A 19325-nucleotide genomic window follows, 5' to 3' on the forward strand; every position below is an offset into this window, starting at 1 on the left:
CCTACTATGGTTACCTCAAAACTAGACTCCGCTGTACATGCTCCACTAGTGGCTAAAATGTAAATCGTTTGAGTGGTTGTCACTTCACTACCCGCTTGTAACTGCGTACCGGTTCCATTTGGTCCCGTGTAGTAAACATTACCCGCATCCAATGTAGGTAATACAAAACCTCCACACTCCTGTACATCCGATAACTCTTGTGCTACTACCTCAACAACCGTTACCGTAAAGCTGCTCTCAGCCGTACAATTTGGTACAGTGCCCGATTGTGCATAAATATATATCGTCTGTGAACTAGAAACCGTTGATCCTTCAGCTAAACTCAATCCACTTCCGTTTGGACCCGTGAAATAAGAGTTGCCCGATGATAAGGCTGGAAGGGTGTATCCACCATCTGCCAAACATACTGTTACATTTTGAATCACATCAACCGAAGGAGCTGTATTAACATTAACCGTAAAGCTTGTTTCTGCTGTACAATTTGGTGTTGTTCCGGTTTGTGCATAAATGTAAATAGTTTGTGTTGACGTTATGGAAGTACCTACTGCCAACTGAATACCACCTCCATTTGGTGCAGTATAATAGGCATTGTTTGCACTCAATCCTGTTAAGACATAACTATCACAAACCGTAACATTTTGTCTTATATCTGCCGTAACACTATTTACCGTTAACACAAAACTTGTTTCAGTAAAACAATTTGGTATAGTTCCACTTTGAGCAAATACATAAATCGTTTGAGAGGATGTTAACACTTGACCTACTGCCAATTGCGTTCCGGTTCCTCCCGGACCGGTATAATAGTTACCAATTGTAAGGTTTGGAAGAGTGTAACTATCACAAACCGTAACATTTGTGATGGGTAAAACTTGTGGTGTGGTATTAACTGTTACCACAAAACTACTCTCTGCAACACAATTTGGAATTGTTCCTGATTGTGCATAAATGTAAATGGTTTGTGAAGTGGTGATTAAATCTCCTGCACTTAACTGTGTGCCTAAACCACCCGCTTCTGTATAATATCCATTGTTCGCACTTAACACAGGTAATTGATAACTATCACAAACCGCAATGTTAGGCAAATTATCTACCACTACAGAATTAATTGTAACGGTGAAACTAATTTCATCTGAACATGTTCCATCTGCTGCAAAAACATAAATTAACTGGGTCGTTTCAATACTGTCACCCTCATTTAACTGTAAACCTAATCCTCCTGCTTGGGTATAATAATTCCCTTGTGGTAATGCAGGTAATATATAACTATCACAAGCCGTAACGTCTGCAATTGGATTAAGTACTAATGTTCCAATTGTTACCACAAAACTACTCTCCTCAACACAATTCGGAGTTGTTCCCGATTGTGCATAAATATAAATCGTTTGAGAAGTGGTGATTAAATCTCCCGCATTTAATTGTGTTCCTAAACCTCCTGCTTCTGTATAATAAGCATTGTTAGCACTTAATGCAGGTAATTGATAACTATCACATGCCGAAATATTTGGTAACACATCAACTATTACAGAATTAATTGTAACCGTAAATACTTCCTGATCTGTACAATTTTCATTGGCGACAAACACATAAATTGTAGCGTTTTCAGTAATAACTGTACCTGATGGAATAATTTCGCCTTGTCCATTAGCTTCTGTATAATAATTCCCCACTGTTAATTCAGGTAAGATAAATTCATTACAAGCAATTACATCTTGAACTGGATTTAAATTAATAAATGGAACAACAGTAACAGTTGTTGTCGCTTGTGCTGTACATCCTCCAAAATCAACAACAACTTGATAAATTCCTCCAGTTAATGCTGATAAAACATTAGAAGTTTCATTCAAAACATTTCCATCTAAAGTCCAAGTATAAGTAACTTGATCATTAGTGTAATTAACAGGAGTCACAACAATAGAACCTTCTTGACCTTCACAAATTGAAAAATCAGGTGTAATAGTGAATTGTGGAGTTAGATCTTCAACAATCAATTGGAAAGAACTAATGCCAAAACAACCTGCACTTAAATCAAATACTCTAACATAAACCGTTTGAGGATTTGAAGTATTTACGTAACTGGTAGGATTTGGTATAGCATTTGTATTCGCCTGTGCATCTGCTAATGAAGTGAAAACTGTAACACCAAAGTTTGAACCAAGTGGAGCAGTTAGTAATGTATTGTTTGATGTTAAATCAAAAGTTCCAACTCCTGTTGCACTACAGAAATAAAGATTATTTGGAGTGCCAGGTACAACTTCATCAAAATATTCAATTGTTATTGAATCAGTCGCCACACATGTAGTATTAATATATTGAGCTTGAACTGAATAAACTCCGGGTGAAGTTACAGTCAATGATTGTGAAGTTTCATTAGGAATAACTTGACCATCTTGTAACCAAGTAAATGTGAATGTTGAAGGGCTTAATCCAGAATTTATTACCACAGAATCTCCTGCACAAACAGCATTCCCTTGAGAAACTAAAAAGTCATCACCCAGTTCTATATTTCCAATATTAAAACTTCCACCATTTAAAAATACAGCTGAATCAAATAAAGTATCTTGTCGATCAGCAATTACAAGTTTAATTCTATATGAAGTGTTAGGAATAACTGTTGCAGAAGCTGTCATCGGAACGGTCATACCATTGAAATTAATTGGAGCTCCTAATGGACTTGAACCATTATCCCCAAAAAATTCTCCAAAAAATTCTTCATTAACTGACCCACAATCATCATTATATAATTGATCTCTAATCGTCACAACTGAAATTGGTGTGTTTGTATTAGGAACTACAGCTAGATTAGTGGTAACTCCAGTTGCATTATTTGTCAATAAAAATGCAAAAGCATCTGAAAAAGTACATTGGAAAGTACCATATTCTTCCGATGCAAAAATAAAATCAAAACTGATAAAATCTGTTAGAGGAATAAAATCAAATTCTAATCTAGTAGCATTTCTGGAATTCATAGGCTGTCCGGTTGCTGCCAAAATTATCGCTTCTAAATCAGCATCTCCAGTCCATGTAGTAGCCCCTTCACTTAAAACTGTTAGATTAGGTCCGGGAGAATTAGCCGCATTTCCTGTTGATAGTACAACTCCATCTTCAAAAGGAAATGAAGAACCATTTTGTGTAAAATAGCCAATCCCGTTTGTTGATCCAAAATTTGTTCCTGTCGAGAAGGTAATGTTAGAAACAGAAGCACAAGTTGTATTCAATAAAATGTCTTCAACTAGTTGCTGTGGAGTGTATTGTGTGGTATTCGCAGCAATTGGTGGTGGAATTGTTCCAACACAAACCGTAAAAATACTTGTTTGGTTTTGAGTTGCCGTCCATGTATATATTCTGATTTTATAAGTTTGTCCTATAATTAAGTTTGTTGCAACACTTTGATTTGGATCACTACAATATAATTGGGTTAGACTATTACAATCACTACCTTGGTATAGTACGTGATATAAATCTGCGGTTGAACCGGAAATATTTAATAAATCAATGGAATGTGTAGTAGCAGTTGCTACAAACTCAAACCAAACATCATCATCTGCAGTACCTGCACAAGTTGAAGGTACATTTGAAGCTGTTGCCCCTAATACTGTTCCATTTGTCGTTAATGCACAAGAAGTGTCAGGATTTACAGGAACAACTATTGCATTACCACAATTATCATTTGCAATTTGGGTCACAAATGCTCTTGGACCTGACCAGTTACTTAAATCATTTTCTGCACACAATGCTCTAACATAAAAAACATAAGAAGTCCCTGGATTAAGGTTTGAAACGACATATGAATTTGTAGTTACAATCACACCTGTATCTGTTGGAAGTGGTGCCGGTGAACCAGCAGGTAATACTATTACTTCCCATGAAGTAGCCGTTCCAACCTCGTTCCAACTTAATGTTGCTCCTGTTTGATTAATCAAAGTTACAGTCAAATTATTTGGTTTAGGACAAGTTGGCGGTGTACAATTCACAAAACCATTGAATAAAACTGTTCCTATTAAATTTGAAGAGTTGAATCCCATCACATACATTGATTCACTAAATGGATCAATAATTTCCACTCCTACTTCTGTTGGGAAAGTACCTCCTACACTCCAGAACAAATCAAAAGGTATACCATCACACAAAGGTACTTGAACATCAATTGGTCCTGCTCCTGCATTGAAGGTTGCTCCAATAGTTGCAATTACAATTCCGTTTTGTCTGACTTGCATTCTGGCTCCATTCCATCCGTCACCAAAACTATCTCTCATTCTAAAGGTATACAAACATTGGTTTGCTACTTCACACAATGTCGTATTGAATGTAGTTACCGGTGTCCAGTTACTTGGTAATGGTGTTGCACAAATCGCTCTAACATACACATCATATAACGTTGCTGAAGTTAATCCGTTTATCGTAAATGGATTGTTTGATGTTACCGTTCCTGTTGAAGCTGCCGTTGGTGCAGGTGATCCGGCCGGTAAAACAATCACTTCATATTGTGTTACTGTTGGTATTGGAGTCCAACTAACTTGTGCCGATGTCCCTCCAATATTGGATACTGTTACACCGCTTGGTGGTATACATGCAGGATTAAAACAATCAACTGTACCGGAATATAATACCGTGTTAACCAATCCGGCAGATGCCGTGGTCATGTTGTATAAAGTTTGATTAAATGGTGCTGGATTAATTATCTGAACCCTTACCTCTGTTGGGAATGTTCCTCCTGCATTCCAGAATAAATCAAATGGTAATCCGTTACAAAGTGGTACTGTAATATTGATTGGTCCACCACCTGCCGTGAAAGTTGGCCCTAATGTTGCCACAACGATCCCATTTTGTCTTACTTGCATGGTAGCTCCATTCCATCCGTCACCAAAACTGTCTCTTAATACAAAGGTATAGTTACATTGCTGACTTGGTTCACAAATTGTAGTATTGAACGGGAAGGGTCCTGCCCATGCACTAAATGTTCCATCTCCACAATCTCTTCTAACCCAATATTGATATTGAGTAGCCGCTTGAATAGGCGTTCCGTCTAATAAATTTGTAACGTTAACATTTTGGAAAGCATTAGTTTGAACACCTGAACCGGTTGGAATAACCCCTCCTAGTAACTGAACTGCATATTCCCAAGATGTTGCTCCGTTTGCATCCCAATTTAAAATTGCACTGGTTTGACCACCAAGTGCTCCTAAATTGGTTGGAGGTGCACAGTTTACAACTTGAATAGATAAAGTATAAGGAATCGTGTTAGGATTCCCATTAGTAGAAATTACAATATAATACGTTTGCCCAACTACAACCGGTAAATCTATAACCAAAGGAGCACCATTTGTACTAACTGTTCCAGCAACACAACTTACACCAACATTCGTACAACTGTTATAAACAAACATACCTGAATTGTTTCCTGTTGGTGTCATCGTTAAATTAATCACACCGGTAGCAGTTGCAGTATAACTATAATAAACGTTGTTTCCATTTAAAAAATTCCCTGCTGTTCCACAACCTGTAGCTCCCGGGCTTCCGTCAATATCATCTTGATAATTTGAAGTATTATCAGTGGTTGAATAAGGTAAAGAAGGTACTTGTATTGCTGAATTACACGCTGCTCCCGGTGTAGTAGTAATAAAGTTAACCGGTCCTACCCAAGCACTATTGCTCTGTGAACAAACCGCTCTTACATAAACTTGATATTGTGTGGTTGGGGATAAACCATTTGCTACATATGGACTTGGCCCTGTTAAAACACCCACTCCTGTTGGAGCATTTGGAACCTCAACAACCTCTACTTCAAACTGTGAAGCTCCACCAGGGTTTAACCAACTGATACTAGCACTATTCTGAGTAATCCCTCCAACAGTAATGTTGGTTGGATCTATACATTGTTCTACAAATCGTATATCATCTACAATCCATCTGTCGCCGGTTAATGTTGCTGCTGGTTGGTTCATCACAACAACAAAAGCAATATATACCTGTTGACCCGCTAAACCAGCTAAAGGAACTGTTTTCTCCTCACAAATATTAAATACCGCTGTTAAATCCGTATCAGCCCATGACTGAATCGTTGTAAAACTATTGATATCCGTTTGTGAGGTCGTAGAATAACGAACTTGATACGTAGTATTATCCGGTCCATTAATCGTTGAACGCGTACTGAATATCAATTGCCCATTAGTAGGAACTGTTATCAGTGGCGTTACTAAATAATTTTGTGAAGTATTGCCCGCTCCAATATTCTGACGAGCGTTCATAAAGGCTGATGTGGTGCCTTCACAAACCGTTGGCGGAGTGGTTACCGCACTAGTCGTGGTCCATGTATTGCCACCAATACCATTGTTAAATACTGCCCATGTTCCCGGTATACCACTCTCGAAATTCTCCGTCTGTGAATACCCAAAACCCGTTAGCATTAACAATAGTAAAACTAAAGTAATTCTTTTCATGTGTAAAATTTTGGTTAGTTGTTTATTAGCTAACTAAAGTATAAAATAAATTTTACAAATCTTTTCAAGGCTTTTAGAATTTAGGTCAATTTCGATAAAAATCACATAAAAACGATGAAATGTTAATTATATAAAAATCAGAAGTCTGTTTTGTATGATTTTCAAATGGATAAATGAACATTTTTGTATATTTGGCATCATACTATTATTTTGAAAACAAAAATTTACTTCGCATCCGATCAACATTTTGGTGCTCCAACTCCAGAAGCTAGTTTTCCTAGAGAACAAAAATTTGTGGCTTGGTTAGATGAAATTAAGCACGATGCTACAGCACTTTTTTTATTAGGAGATTTGTTTGATTTTTGGTTTGAATATAAAACTGTTGTACCTAAAGGTTTTGTTCGTGTTTTAGGAAAACTTGCCGAACTTCGCGACAACGGAATTCCCATTTATTTTTTTGTGGGAAATCATGATTTATGGATGAACGATTATTTTGAAAAAGAATTAAATATTCCTGTTTTTCATGACAATCAAGAATATACATTTAATGGAAAAACCTTTTTAATCGGTCACGGCGACGGAAAAGGCCCCGGTGACAAAGGCTACAAACGCATGAAAAAAGTGTTTACCAATCCGTTTTCAAAGTGGTTGTTTCGATGGCTTCATCCGGATATCGGGGTGAAATTAGCCCAATATCTTTCCGTTAAAAACAAATTAATTTCCGGTGCCGAAGATGTTAAATTTTTAGGCGAAGAAAACGAATGGCTCGTGCAATATGCCAAACGAAAACTGACTTTCAAACACTATAATTATTTTATTTTCGGACATAGACATTTACCCATGCAATTGGAAGTAGGCGAAAATTCAACCTATATCAACCTAGGTGATTGGATTGGTTATTTTACGTATGGCGTTTTTGATGGAGAAAAATTTGAGTTGAAAGAATTCAAGAACTAACGAACATCTTTTGCTCTCAATTGAACCATTACATTGCCATTGAATTCATTTTCATCAATACAAAATGCCATTTCAAACGGTTGATGATTTTTGGTTAGCTCCAATTTTTTTCCTAACCCAAAACCTATTACACCAAAACCCTCTGAGTTATTTTGTTTGACAAATAATTTCAAATGATCATCGTTTTGACCAAGCGTTTTTCCGTAACCGGTATCAACTACATTTTTTGCCATAAAAACCGGGGTCATATTTTCAGGCCCAAAAGGTTCAAATTGTTGTAAAAGGCGAATTAATTTTGGATTAATTTCTGTTAAATCTATTTCGGCATCAACCGATATTTCCGGAATTAATAAATCGGGATGAATGGTTTCCTGAACCACTTTTTCAAACGCATCTTTAAATTGTAAATAATTCTCCTCTTTTAATGTCATTCCGGCCGCATACATGTGTCCGCCAAATTGCTCTAAATGTTCGGAGCATTTTTCCAAGGCATTATACACATCAAAATCTTTAACAGAACGAGCTGAAGCGGCTAATTTATCACCACTTTTTGTAAAAACTAACGTCGGCCGATAATACGTTTCCGTTAATCGAGAGGCCACAATTCCAATTACACCTTTGTGCCAATTTTCATTATAAACAACAGTAGTGAATTTTTCTTTTTCGTTGTTTTCTTCAATTTGAGCCAACGCTTCAACGGTGATTTGTTTGTCTAAATCTTTTCTATCTGCATTATATCCTTCAATTTCAGAACCAAATTGTTCCGCTTGTTCTAAATTAAATTCAGTCAATAATTCAACCGCATGATTTCCGTGCTTAATTCTTCCGGCGGCATTAATTCGAGGTGCGATGATAAAAACAACATCGGTTATCGTAAGTACTTTTTTCTTTACATTTTGAATCAACGCTTTTATTCCGGGTCGAGGGTTGGAATTGATGACTTCTAAACCAAATTTGGCTAAGATGCGATTTTCTCCCGTCATCGGAACAATATCAGCGGCAATGGCTGTGGCAACCAAATCTAAATACGGCATTAAATCGTCAATCGTTTCGCTTCTATTTTGTGCCAATGCCTGAATTAATTTAAACCCAACTCCGCAACCACAAAGTTCGTCATACGGATAAGTACAATCGATTCTTTTTGGATCTAAAACAGCAACGGCTTCGGGTATATTTTCACCCGGTCGATGGTGATCACAGATGATGAAATCAATGTTTTTTCCCTTCGCATAAGCCACATGATCAATTGATTTTATTCCGCAATCTAAGGCAATGATTAAAGAAAAACCATTATCGTCGGCAAAGTCAATTCCTTTATATGAAATGCCGTAACCTTCGTCATATCGATCCGGAATATACGTGGCAACATTAGGATAAAAACTTCTTAAATAGGATGAAACCAATGAAACAGCTGTGGTTCCATCCACATCATAATCGCCAAAAACTAAAATATTTTCTTGATTGGCGATGGCTTTTTCAATTCGTTGAACGGCTTTGTCCATATCTTTCATCAGATACGGATCATGTAAATCGTTTAAAGACGGTCTGAAAAATTGTTTCGCTTGATTAAAAGTAGAAATTCCTCTTTGTACTAAAAGTGAGGCAATGAGCTTGCTAACATTAAGTTCGGTAGCTAATTGCGAAACCAAATGAGGTTCCGGCTTGGGTTTGATATTCCAACGCATAGTGTATTAATTTTGAATGGCTTATACTTTTGAATGGTACTCAATTTTCACATCCACTTGGGCAAATTTACGAAACATTTCCATAACACCACAATATTTTTCAACCGATAAATTGACAATTTTTTGCAATTTCTCTTTTTCTAAGTCATCGCCATAAAAATGATAAACCACTCGAACGGTATGATAATATTTGGGATGTTCTTCGGTTAAATCACCTTCTACATCAATATGAAAAGTGTCAACTGCAACTTTCATTTTGGGCAACAATGAAGCTACATCAATTCCTGTGCAACCCGCCAATGCATCCAACATCAGAGCCTTTGGACGAAGCCCGTTGTTTGTTCCACCAATTTCAATATCGGCATCAATTTTAAAATTTCCACCGGGATTGGTCGCTTCAAACGCCATTCCACCCAACCATTTTGTTGAAATTTGATGTGTCATGTTGTACTTTTTTTCAAAGATAATGATTTTTTAAAAATTTTTTAATCCAAAAAAATATCGTACATTTGTTGCATATTTGCTTCATTAATGAATAAAATTAAGAATAATGTATCAAAATAGTTACTACAAAAATTGGTATGCAATGACAGATGCCGCTGTTGTTCGATCGCTTTGTTCTAGTTTGAAACAAATGCGACTAAACAAAAACATCTCTCAAGAAGAACTTGCTGAACAATGTGGTTTAAGCCGAATTACCATCAGTCGTATGGAATCCGGGAAAGCTATCAATTTGTTAACCATGGTGCAAGTAATGCGTGCGTTGGGAAAACTAGACCTATTTAATTACCTCAACGAAGAACCGGAAATTAGTCCGCTACAAGTGATGGAAGAACGTTCAAAATACCGTAAGAAAGCTTCTCCCTCTAAATAAATATGAATACTGTTGCTTCTATAAAAATTTGGGATCGCAAAGTTGGTGCGGTGCTATGGGACGAATCTAAAAATGTTGGTGTTTTTGAATTTGATAAAAATTTTATTGACTCCGGTTTAGATTTATCGCCCATTACACTTCCATTGTCTGAAGCGAGCAAAGGACGACGTGTTTTTTCATTTCCCTTTTTAAATTTTGAAACGTTCAAAGGGTTGCCTGGTTTATTGGCAGATAGTTTGCCGGACAAATTTGGAAATCAGGTTATCGATGCGTGGTTGGCTCAACAAGGTCGGTCGGCACAAAGCTTCAACCCGGTTGATCGACTTTGTTATATTGGCAAACGCGGTATGGGAGCATTAGAATTTGAACCTGAATCCGGCTCATCAACCATCCCATCAAATAAATTAGAAATAAACGCTTTAGTTGAATTTGCTAAAGAAGTTTTGGCGGAACGAGCTTCGTTTCAAACCAATTTGAAAGACGAAAAAGGGTTTTCAGATATTCTTCAAGTGGGAAGTTCTGCCGGTGGAGCTCGTGCAAAAGCCATCATTGCCTACAATCAAAAAACAGGCGAAGTTCGCTCCGGTCAAATTGATGGATTAGATGGTTTTGATTATTGGTTAATAAAATTTGACGGCGTGACCAATCATCAATTGGGCGACCCAAAAGGCTATGGCAACATTGAATATGCTTATTATTTGATGGCAACCGCTGCCGGAATCAACATGATGGAAAGCGAATTAAAAATTGAAAATCAGCGAGCTCATTTTATGACGAAGCGTTTTGATCGCGTGAACAACCAAAAAATGCACATGCAAACGTTGTGTGGTTTGGCACATTTTGATTATAATATGCCGGGTTCGTATTCGTATGAACAAGCTTTGATGGTGATGCGAGAAATGCAATTGCCCTATCCTGACATGGAAGAATTATTTAGAAGAATGGTTTTTAATGTGATGGCGAGAAATCAAGATGATCACACCAAAAATATTTCATTTTTGATGAATTCGGAAGGGAAATGGTCGCTTTCGCCAGCTTATGATGTGACTTTTGCTTTCAATCCGTCTAATTTTTGGTTAAAAGCTCACCAAATGACGGTTAATGGAAAAAAAGAAAATATCGAGTTGAACGATGTTTTATCGCTAGCCAAAAACGTCAACATCAAAAAGCCACAACAAATTATTGATGAATGTCGGGAAGCCATTTTAAAATGGGATGAATTTGCCGAAAAAGCAATCATTCCTTCGGCTCAACAAAAAGAAATAAAAAGCTTATTTAATTTATTAATGTAACTTTATTGCTTCATTAATGCTTTAAATAAGCAATAATGAAGCTTATTTGTTACAATTTATTTTGATGATTTTCCGCCAACTACTACCACAATTTCACCTTTGGCGGGTTTAGCTTCAAAATGTTTTAAAACGTCAGCGGCCGTTCCGCGAACGGTTTCTTCGTGCAATTTTGATAATTCTCTGGAAACGGAAACTTGTCTTTCTGCTCCAAAATACTGCACAAATTCGGCTAACGTTTTGTTCAATTTGTGTGGCGAAACATAGAAAATCATCGTTCTAGTTTCTTCAGCTAAAGCTAAAAAACGAGTTTGTCTTCCTTTTTTATCGGGCAAAAAACCTTCGAACACAAATTTATCATTTGGCAAGCCACTGTTCACTAATGCGGGAACAAAAGCAGTTGCTCCAGGCAAACATTCTACTTCAATATTGTTTTCCACACAAGCTCGCGTGAGCAAAAATCCCGGATCGGAAATGGCTGGCGTTCCGGCATCGGAAATTAAAGCAATGGTTTCTCCGGCTTGCAAACGTTTAATCAAACCTTCCACGGTTTTGTGTTCGTTATGCATGTGGTGACTTTGCATGTGCGTTCCTATCTCGAAATGCTTCAACAATTTTCCGCTGTTTCGAGTGTCTTCGGCTAAGATGCAATCTACTTCTTTGAGCACTTTGATGGCTCTGAAAGTCATGTCTTCTAGGTTGCCGATGGGTGTGGGAACGATGTAGAGTTTGCTCATGGTAAAGTTTTAAAAAATCAAATAATGAGATCTCTCCTTCGTCGAGATGACAAAATCGGGGAGAAAATGTTTATACAAACTTCTTCTCCACCAAATTCATAAAACGATCCGCGTATTCTTCTTTTCCTTCCCAATTATTGTAATCAGGTTTCACCATATCTACAATAAATTGTTGCACTTCTTCAAACGAATCATAGGTGCTGATTTGTGAAATTACACGGTTAAAATCTTCGTTGCTTCCGCCAAATAAATGTTTTACAAACGCAATTCTGTCATTCAAACCAATATTGATTCCTTTGATTAAGGTATCGTTTAAGGAAGATATTTTGTGTTCGGTTTTTACTGTAAAGGTTTCCGTTTTGGTTTCGATTTTAACCTCCGGAATGATGGTTTCTTCTACTTTTTCAAATGAAATTTCGGTTACTTTTTCCACTTCTTGCGGAACATCATTCACTTTTACAAATTCCGGTTCTTTATAATCTGTTCCCAGTAAATCTTCAAATGAAATTTGTTTTTGTTCCATTTTAGCAACCGGTTTTTCTTCTTCTTCTGTTGCTAATTCAAATAACGGACTAAAAACAGACACTTCTTTTTCTTCTTTTGTTTCTTCTTGAACGGGTTCTTCTTCTTGCGTTTTAGCTATGATTTCTTCAACAAAAACTTCTTCTTTCACTTCATCTTCCGCTACAACTTCCTCTTCTTCCTCAATTATTTCTTTTTCAATTGTTTCTTCAGCAACGACTTCTTGAATAGGTTCTTCTTCAACAGTTTCAGCTTGAACTTCTACCTTTACTTCCTCTTCTTTTACAACAATTTCAGGCTGAGCAGGAACTTCGGCAAAGAGTTTTTCTTCTAACTTTTCTTCCGAAATTTCATCTTTCAACACATTGATATTTTCTTCATAAAACCGAAGAACCGCTAATTTTTCATATAATTTTTGAGCTTCCTGATGCAATTGAACGACATCTTCTTTTCCTTTTAATTTTAAAACACGGTGTGCAATACTAATTAAATCTGCTTCTAACTTTTTCTTCATAACTTTTACAATTATATTGAATTTAGCGAATGGAATTTTATAAATTTGTTTCTGATACAAAATAACATAAAATATGTTATTCTTTAGCTAGAAAAGTAGAAAATGTTTCTTGAAAATACCGTAAATCATAAAGAACAATTTGGCTGGATTGAAGTAATCTGCGGTTCAATGTTCTCGGGAAAGACCGAAGAACTGATTCGCAGACTCAAAAGAGCTCAGTTTGCCAAACAAAAAGTGGAGATTTTTAAACCGGCCATCGATACGCGTTATCACGATGAAATGGTGGTTTCACACGATTCAAATGAAATTCGTTCTACACCTGTTCCGGCTGCAGCCAATATTCGTATTTTGGCTCAAGGTTGTGATGTGGTGGGTATTGATGAAGCTCAATTTTTTGACGATGAAATTGTTGCCATTTGTAATGATTTAGCCAATTCAGGCATTCGGGTAATTGTAGCCGGATTGGATATGGATTTTAAAGGCAACCCTTTTGGCCCAATGCCTGCTTTGATGGCAACAGCCGAATATGTCACCAAAGTGCACGCCGTTTGCACTCGAACCGGAAATTTAGCCAATTACAGTTTCAGAAAAGCTGACAATGATAAATTAGTTATGCTAGGCGAAACCGAAGAATATGAACCGTTAAGCAGAGCCGCTTACTATCATGCTATGCGTGAACAAGCCGAACACAAAATTGAAGCGGAAAACAAATCAAAAACCTAAGCCGTGAGTCTCGTTGTCAACGATATTATCCCTCAACTTCAAGCTGAATTTTTCGGAAATCATCCTGATAACAGTATTCAAAACGTTTCCATCGACAGCCGTTCGTTGCAAAACAATACTTATACCTTGTTTTTTTGCTTGATTGGACCGAATAATAACGGACACGCTTATATTAATGAACTCATTGAAAAAGGTGTTTGTAATTTTGTGGTTTCTGAAAATGTAGAAGTTATTGAAGGTGTCAATTTTCTGAAAGTGGAAAACACCTTGCTTGCTCTTCAACAATTCGCGGCATTTTATCGAAAAAAATTCAGTTTCCCCATCATTGGCATTACCGGAAGTAACGGAAAAACCATCGTAAAAGAATGGCTCAATTTTTTATTGAGTCCCGATTATAATATCATCCGAAGTCCAAAAAGTTATAATTCACAAGTTGGTGTGCCGCTTTCTGTGATTGGGATTAACGAACAACATAATTTAGGCATTTTTGAAGCAGGAATTTCCACTGTAAACGAAATGCAATTTCTTGAACCAATCATTCAACCCACCATTGGAATTCTAACCAATATTGGTTCTGCTCACGATGAAGGTTTTGAGAATTTGGGTCAGAAAATCAAAGAAAAATTAAAACTTTTTCCTAATGTAGAAGTACTGATTTACAACAAAAATAAATCAATTGACGCTTTTTTAAATCCAAACATCAAAACGTTTTCTTGGAGTTCGAGTGATCAATCTGCCGATGTGTTGGTTCATCATAAAACCACGAACGACAAAACGTGTTTGAATGTAACCTATAACAAAACGTGTTTTAAAATCAACATTCCCTTTTCGGATGAGGCTTCTATTGAAAATGTGATTCAGTGTTTAATGGTCATGTTTTATTTTAAGTATGATTTAGATACCATCCAAAATAGATTGTCGCTTTTATATCCAATCGAAATGCGATTAAAAGTGAAAAAAGGCATCAACAATACCACCATTATCGACGATAGTTATAGTTCCGATTTTCAATCACTAAAAATCGCATTGGATTTTTTGGAAAATCAAAAACAACACCATAAAAAAACACTGATTTTATCGGATATTTTTCAAAGTGGATTACAAAATGATGAGTTGTATTCACGCGTTTCTCAAATGGTTATTTCCAACAAAATCAGTCGTGTAATTGGTGTGGGCGAAACCATTTCAAACTATAAAAATAAATTTCTAAACGGAATTACCTTTGCCACTCAAGCCGAATTTCTAGCTCATTTTGAAAGTTTGAATTTTGAAAATGAAACGATTCTCATCAAAGGAGCACGAAGTTTTCATTTTGAAGAAATTGTTTCGTTGTTAGAAGAAAAAACACACGAAACCGTTTTGGAAATTAACCTCAACGCCATTTCACATAATTTGAATTTTTACAAAGCTAAACTTAAACCTGAAACCAAAATTATGGTGATGGTCAAAGCATTTGGCTATGGAAATGGCGGACTGGAAATTGCCAAATTGCTAGAATACCACAAAGTAGATTATTTAGGTGTGGCTTTCGCCGACGAGGGAATTGCTCTCAAAAGCAACGGAATTCAATTACCGATTATGGTTTTGAATCCTGAATCAACTAGTTTTGAAGCCATTATTCAGCATCAATTGGAACCCGAAATTTATAGTTTGAAAGGATTAAATGCCTTTTTAAAAATTGCTAAACAAAAGCATTTGAAGCATTTTCCCATTCATCTAAAAATTGATACCGGAATGCATCGATTGGGTTTTGAAGAATTGCATTTGGAAGAATTAATTTCGATTCTAAAAAACTGCAAAACCGTTCAAGTAAAAAGTATTTTATCGCACATGGCAACGAGCGATGATTTAGCACACAACGATTTTGCTTTGGAACAAATTGAAAAATTCAACCGTATTTCTACTCATATAAGTACGGCATTAGAAATTAATCCGATTCGGCATATTCTGAACACTTCGGGAATTTCAAATTATCCGCAAGCACAATTCGACATGGTTCGATTGGGAATTGGTTTATATGGCATTTCAAACGATGCCAACGAGCAAAAGTTTTTGGAAAATGTGGGGACTTTAAAATCCATTATTTCCCAAGTAAGAACCATTCAAGCCGGAGAAAGCGTGGGTTACGGCCGACGATTTGTTGCCGAAAAAGAAACCCGAATTGCAACCATTCCAATTGGTTATGCCGACGGAATCAGAAGAAGTTGGGGCAACGGACTCGGTTTTGTAATGATTAATAACCAAAAAGCAATGATTGTTGGCAGTGTTTGTATGGATATGTTGATGGTGGATGTCACTACAATTCCGTGTATCGAAGGAAATGAAGTGATTGTTTTGGGCGAAAATCCTTCTGCAACGTTAATGGCCAATCAGTTGAATACTATTCCGTATGAAATTCTGACCGGAATTTCACAACGCGTGAAGCGAATTTTCTACAGAGAGTAATTTTTTTGTTGTATGTGTTAAAATTTTAACTAACTTCGTTTTAACAAAACTTTAAAAACTAAAATTATGTTGAAAGAATTTAAGAATTTTATCATGACCGGCAATGTTATTGAATTTGCCGTTGCAGTAATTATGGCGGGTGCTGTAGGTGCTGTAGTGAATGGATTTGTAAATGATATTGTAATGCCAGTTGTTGGGATGCTTACAGGTGGCGTTGATTTTTCAGAAATGAAAATCGTTTTACAGGCTGCAGTAGCAGAATCAGAAGGCGTTGCTGCCGTACCGGAAGTAGCCATTCGTTGGGGAGCTTGGGTAAATACCTTAGTGAACTTGGTAATTGTAGGTTTTGTAATGTTTATCATCATTAAAGGTTACAACAAAATGAGAAAGCCAAAAGAAGAAGCACCAGCACCTCCGGCAGGACCAACACAAGAAGAATTATTGGCTGAAATCAGAGATTTATTGAAAAAATAGTCGTTCCGCTACACTATATATTCTAACTAAACCCCGACTTGTTCGGGGTCTTTTTTTTGTATCCACGAATTACAAAAAATAATATTGTTCAAAACTGTTTACTGTTATTTCAAAATTTTACTTTAACTTTTAATAGCCACGAATTGCACGAATTTGCACAAATTAATTCGTGTAAATTAGTGTAATTCGTGGCGAAACATTAATTTAAAATAATAAAATTCGTGCAAAAACAAAAAAATTGTGTTCAAACAATAAATTCTATTTTAGTATCTATTTTACAAAAAACCAAAATTTTGTGAAACAGACTTTTTTCACCTTAATATTCTATACTTTTGCATTTTAAATCTAAAAATTCACACATGAGAGTTGCAGTTGTTGGTGCTACCGGAATGGTTGGCAAAGTTATGCTTCAAGTTTTAGCGGAGAGAAATTTTCCGATTACGGAATTAATTCCGGTTGCTTCGGAAAAGTCGGTTGGAAAAGAAATTGAATTCAAAGGAAATAATTACAAGGTCGTTGGATTGCAAACCGCCGTTGAAATGTGTCCGGACATTGCGTTATTTTCTGCCGGAGGAGAAACTTCCTTGGCTTGGGCTCCCAAATTTGCTGAAGCCGGTACAACCGTAATTGACAATTCTTCCGCTTGGCGAATGGATCCAACCAAAAAATTAGTGGTTCCTGAAATCAATGCTTCTGAATTGACCAAAGACGATAAAATCATTGCGAATCCTAACTGTTCAACGATTCAAATGGTGATGGTTCTAAATCCATTACATAAAAAATACAACGTGAAACGAGTAATTGTTTCCACGTATCAATCCATTACCGGAACGGGTGTAAAAGCAGTGCAACAATTGGAAAATGAATATGCCGGAGTGAAAGGCGAAATGGCGTATCCGTACCCAATACACCGAAATGCCATTCCGCAATGTGATGTGTTTGAAGACAACGGCTACACCAAAGAAGAAATGAAATTGGTTCGTGAAACGCAAAAAATTATGGGCGATAGAAGCATTGCCGTAACAGCAACTGCCATCCGAATTCCGGTTGTTGGCGGACACAGTGAAGCCGTAAATGTTGAATTTTCAAATGATTTTGATGTGAATGAAGTGCGTGCACTTTTACACAACACAGCAGGCGTTACCGTTCAGGATAATTTAGACACCAAAACCTATCCAATGCCCATTTATGCTCAAGGAAAAGATGATGTTTTTGTGGGTAGAATTCGCCGTGATGAAAGTCAGCCCAATACATTAAATATGTGGATTGTAGCGGATAATTTACGCAAAGGTGCAGCAACAAATACAGTGCAAATTGCGGAGTATTTGGTGGTAAATAAATTAGTGTAAGATAATTTATTATAGTAAGAAGCTCCTTTTTAGGGGCTTTTTTTGTTTGTTGTTTTACAAGAAATCTTGATATTATTAAGATGTTGCCGAATTTTTATTATTTTTAATTAAATTTGTTAATCATAAACATTTGAAAATATGACTTTAATAATAAATAAATCCAACTCCAAAAATATAGCTAAGCTTTTGACGGAAAAATTAAAAAAAGAACCAAAAAAGGGAAATTTAGCCAAACATTTTGGGAAATTGAAGAGAAATTTAGATGGCTTGAACTATCAGACCAAAATAAGAGAAAATGAAGATTGATTTTATAGCTGATACAAATTTCTTGGTTTACATTCACGAAGGAAATCCTAACGTAGAACCTTTCTTGAACTATAATTTTGGAATATCTTTTATTTCAGAAGTTGAATTACTTGGTTTTAAAGGAATCAAAAAAACGGAAGAAATAAAATTAAAAGAATTAATAAGTGACACTTTTAACATAGATTGGAATTTAAAAATTAAAGAACAAACTATTGAATTAAGAAAAAAGTATAGTATAAAATTACCTGACGCAATTATTGCTTCAACATCCCTAGTATATGGTTTACCTTTGGTAACAGCTGATAAAGGATTTTCAAAAATAGATGAGTTAGATTTAATATTAGTTGAATTTTGAATATAATATTATCAAAGTAAGAAGCTCCTTTTTAGGGGCTTTTTTTGTTTGTTGTTTTACAAGAAATCTTGATATTATTAAGATGTTGTGGAATTTTTGTTATTTTTTAATTAATTTTTTTTACAAATTAATAATTTTATAAAAAGAAAATACATTTACAGTTAGAGAGATATGAAAAAAGCAGTTTTAATTTATAATGCATTAGTGTTTGTTTTTTGTTTTATTATTAGTTTAGTTGATATTTTTACATCAAGTTTTAAAATCGAAACTATATTACTTATTACTTTTTCTATTTTATTTTTATTACCAATATTTTTTATTTTTGAAAAGAGGCATTTAAAAAAATCTTTAAATAGTTTAGCTATAATTAACTTGATACAAGCTTTTAGTATTATTTTTTTTGGAATAACTTATAAATTAGTAATTGGTCCAGATTTAACACTATATTTCATTAGTTCAGGCGATAAAATAATGCAGTTTTCTTTTAAATTTTTCAACATATTTTCATATTTTAATTATATTAAAAATGATAATACTTTGGCACTTGGTATTAATTTTACTCACCTATTTATGTTTATATATTTTTATTTAGAAGCAAAACAAATTAAGGAATAAAAAAAACTTCTTTGTAAATCAAAAAGATTCCAACTTCCTAAAC

Annotated in this window: 15 protein-coding genes; 10 read left to right on the forward strand and 5 right to left on the reverse strand. The window is 35.7% G+C overall.

Annotation, left to right across the window (positions count from 1 at the left end; all coding sequences use genetic code 11):
• Window positions 1–6437 (reverse strand): choice-of-anchor L domain-containing protein (locus H601_RS14905; RefSeq protein WP_035655270.1); only part of this gene is annotated, 6437 nt, incomplete at its 3' end.
• A gap of 210 nt (window positions 6438–6647) precedes the next feature.
• Here H601_RS14905 and H601_RS0100010 point away from each other — a divergent pair.
• Window positions 6648–7394: a UDP-2,3-diacylglucosamine diphosphatase gene (locus H601_RS0100010; RefSeq protein ID WP_035655318.1), complete on the forward strand. Its 747-nt coding sequence runs from the start codon at window positions 6648–6650 to the stop codon at window positions 7392–7394.
• On the opposite strand, the gene recJ is transcribed toward H601_RS0100010, so the two are convergent.
• Together recJ and H601_RS0100020 are read right to left on the reverse strand one after the other, a co-directional pair.
• Window positions 7391–9079, reverse strand: a complete 1689-nt coding sequence (recJ, locus tag H601_RS0100015; RefSeq protein WP_026709603.1) for a single-stranded-DNA-specific exonuclease RecJ — start codon at window positions 9077–9079, stop codon at window positions 7391–7393. The genes H601_RS0100010 and recJ overlap by 4 nt on opposite strands.
• Window positions 9080–9100: 21 nt before the next feature.
• Window positions 9101–9523: an OsmC family protein gene (locus H601_RS0100020; RefSeq protein WP_026709604.1), complete on the reverse strand. Its 423-nt coding sequence runs from the start codon at window positions 9521–9523 to the stop codon at window positions 9101–9103.
• A 106-nt stretch (window positions 9524–9629) separates the two neighbouring features.
• Here H601_RS0100020 and H601_RS0100025 point away from each other — a divergent pair, with 106 nt between their 5' ends.
• Together H601_RS0100025 and H601_RS0100030 are read left to right on the forward strand one after the other, a co-directional pair.
• Complete coding sequence (locus H601_RS0100025; protein ID WP_035655273.1) at window positions 9630–9953, forward strand: helix-turn-helix domain-containing protein; 324 nt, start codon at window positions 9630–9632, stop codon at window positions 9951–9953.
• Window positions 9954–9955: 2 nt separating this feature from the next.
• Window positions 9956–11245: a type II toxin-antitoxin system HipA family toxin gene (locus H601_RS0100030; protein WP_026709606.1), complete on the forward strand. Its 1290-nt coding sequence runs from the start codon at window positions 9956–9958 to the stop codon at window positions 11243–11245.
• A 56-nt stretch (window positions 11246–11301) separates the two neighbouring features.
• Here the strand turns inward: H601_RS0100030 and rsmI are convergent, their stop codons facing one another.
• Entirely contained in the window at window positions 11302–11979 is a 678-nt protein-coding gene (rsmI, locus tag H601_RS0100035; RefSeq protein WP_026709607.1) for a 16S rRNA (cytidine(1402)-2'-O)-methyltransferase, read from the reverse strand.
• Window positions 11980–12049: 70 nt separating this feature from the next.
• Window positions 12050–13015: a hypothetical protein gene (locus tag H601_RS0100040; protein ID WP_026709608.1), complete on the reverse strand. Its 966-nt coding sequence runs from the start codon at window positions 13013–13015 to the stop codon at window positions 12050–12052.
• 102 nt (window positions 13016–13117) lie between these two features.
• Between H601_RS0100040 and H601_RS0100045 the strand changes: the two genes are divergently transcribed.
• From H601_RS0100045 to H601_RS0100075, 7 genes are all read left to right on the forward strand, one after another.
• Window positions 13118–13738 (forward strand): thymidine kinase, encoded by a 621-nt coding sequence (locus H601_RS0100045; protein WP_026709609.1) that lies wholly within the window; start codon window positions 13118–13120, stop codon window positions 13736–13738.
• 3 nt (window positions 13739–13741) lie between these two features.
• Entirely contained in the window at window positions 13742–16183 is a 2442-nt protein-coding gene (locus H601_RS0100050) for a bifunctional UDP-N-acetylmuramoyl-tripeptide:D-alanyl-D-alanine ligase/alanine racemase (RefSeq protein ID WP_026709610.1), read from the forward strand.
• 66 nt (window positions 16184–16249) lie between these two features.
• Window positions 16250–16657, forward strand: a complete 408-nt coding sequence (gene mscL / locus H601_RS0100055; protein WP_026709611.1) for a large-conductance mechanosensitive channel protein MscL — start codon at window positions 16250–16252, stop codon at window positions 16655–16657.
• Window positions 16658–17016: 359 nt separating this feature from the next.
• Complete coding sequence (locus H601_RS0100060) at window positions 17017–18006, forward strand: aspartate-semialdehyde dehydrogenase (protein WP_026709612.1); 990 nt, start codon at window positions 17017–17019, stop codon at window positions 18004–18006.
• A 138-nt stretch (window positions 18007–18144) separates the two neighbouring features.
• A complete protein-coding gene (locus H601_RS16420) occupies window positions 18145–18312 on the forward strand; it encodes a hypothetical protein (protein WP_156900306.1) in 168 nt (55 codons plus the stop codon).
• Complete coding sequence (locus H601_RS0100070; RefSeq protein ID WP_026709613.1) at window positions 18302–18667, forward strand: type II toxin-antitoxin system VapC family toxin; 366 nt, start codon at window positions 18302–18304, stop codon at window positions 18665–18667. Before H601_RS16420 ends, H601_RS0100070 begins: the two co-directional genes overlap by 11 nt.
• Before the next feature lie 171 nt (window positions 18668–18838).
• Entirely contained in the window at window positions 18839–19282 is a 444-nt protein-coding gene (locus tag H601_RS0100075; protein WP_026709614.1) for a hypothetical protein, read from the forward strand.
• Window positions 19283–19325: the final 43 nt, after the last annotated feature.

This window comes from Flavobacterium filum DSM 17961 (assembly GCF_000425465.1).
GTDB lineage: Bacteria > Bacteroidota > Bacteroidia > Flavobacteriales > Flavobacteriaceae > Flavobacterium > Flavobacterium filum.

Bases quoted from the DNA above. Each gene is read 5' to 3' on its own strand.
- mscL (WP_026709611.1), top strand. From the start codon at position 16,250: ATGTTGAAAGAATTTAAGAATTTTATCATGACCGGCAATGTTATTGAA.
- H601_RS0100020 (WP_026709604.1), bottom strand. From the start codon at position 9,523: ATGACACATCAAATTTCAACAAAATGGTTGGGTGGAATGGCGTTTGAA.
- H601_RS0100040 (WP_026709608.1), bottom strand. From the start codon at position 13,015: ATGAAGAAAAAGTTAGAAGCAGATTTAATTAGTATTGCACACCGTGTT.
- H601_RS0100075 (WP_026709614.1), top strand. From the start codon at position 18,839: ATGAAAAAAGCAGTTTTAATTTATAATGCATTAGTGTTTGTTTTTTGT.
- H601_RS16420 (WP_156900306.1), top strand. From the start codon at position 18,145: ATGACTTTAATAATAAATAAATCCAACTCCAAAAATATAGCTAAGCTT.
- H601_RS0100060 (WP_026709612.1), top strand. From the start codon at position 17,017: ATGAGAGTTGCAGTTGTTGGTGCTACCGGAATGGTTGGCAAAGTTATG.
- H601_RS0100070 (WP_026709613.1), top strand. From the start codon at position 18,302: ATGAAGATTGATTTTATAGCTGATACAAATTTCTTGGTTTACATTCAC.
- recJ (WP_026709603.1), bottom strand. From the start codon at position 9,079: ATGCGTTGGAATATCAAACCCAAGCCGGAACCTCATTTGGTTTCGCAA.
- H601_RS0100025 (WP_035655273.1), top strand. From the start codon at position 9,630: ATGTATCAAAATAGTTACTACAAAAATTGGTATGCAATGACAGATGCC.
- H601_RS0100045 (WP_026709609.1), top strand. From the start codon at position 13,118: ATGTTTCTTGAAAATACCGTAAATCATAAAGAACAATTTGGCTGGATT.
- H601_RS0100030 (WP_026709606.1), top strand. From the start codon at position 9,956: ATGAATACTGTTGCTTCTATAAAAATTTGGGATCGCAAAGTTGGTGCG.
- rsmI (WP_026709607.1), bottom strand. From the start codon at position 11,979: ATGAGCAAACTCTACATCGTTCCCACACCCATCGGCAACCTAGAAGAC.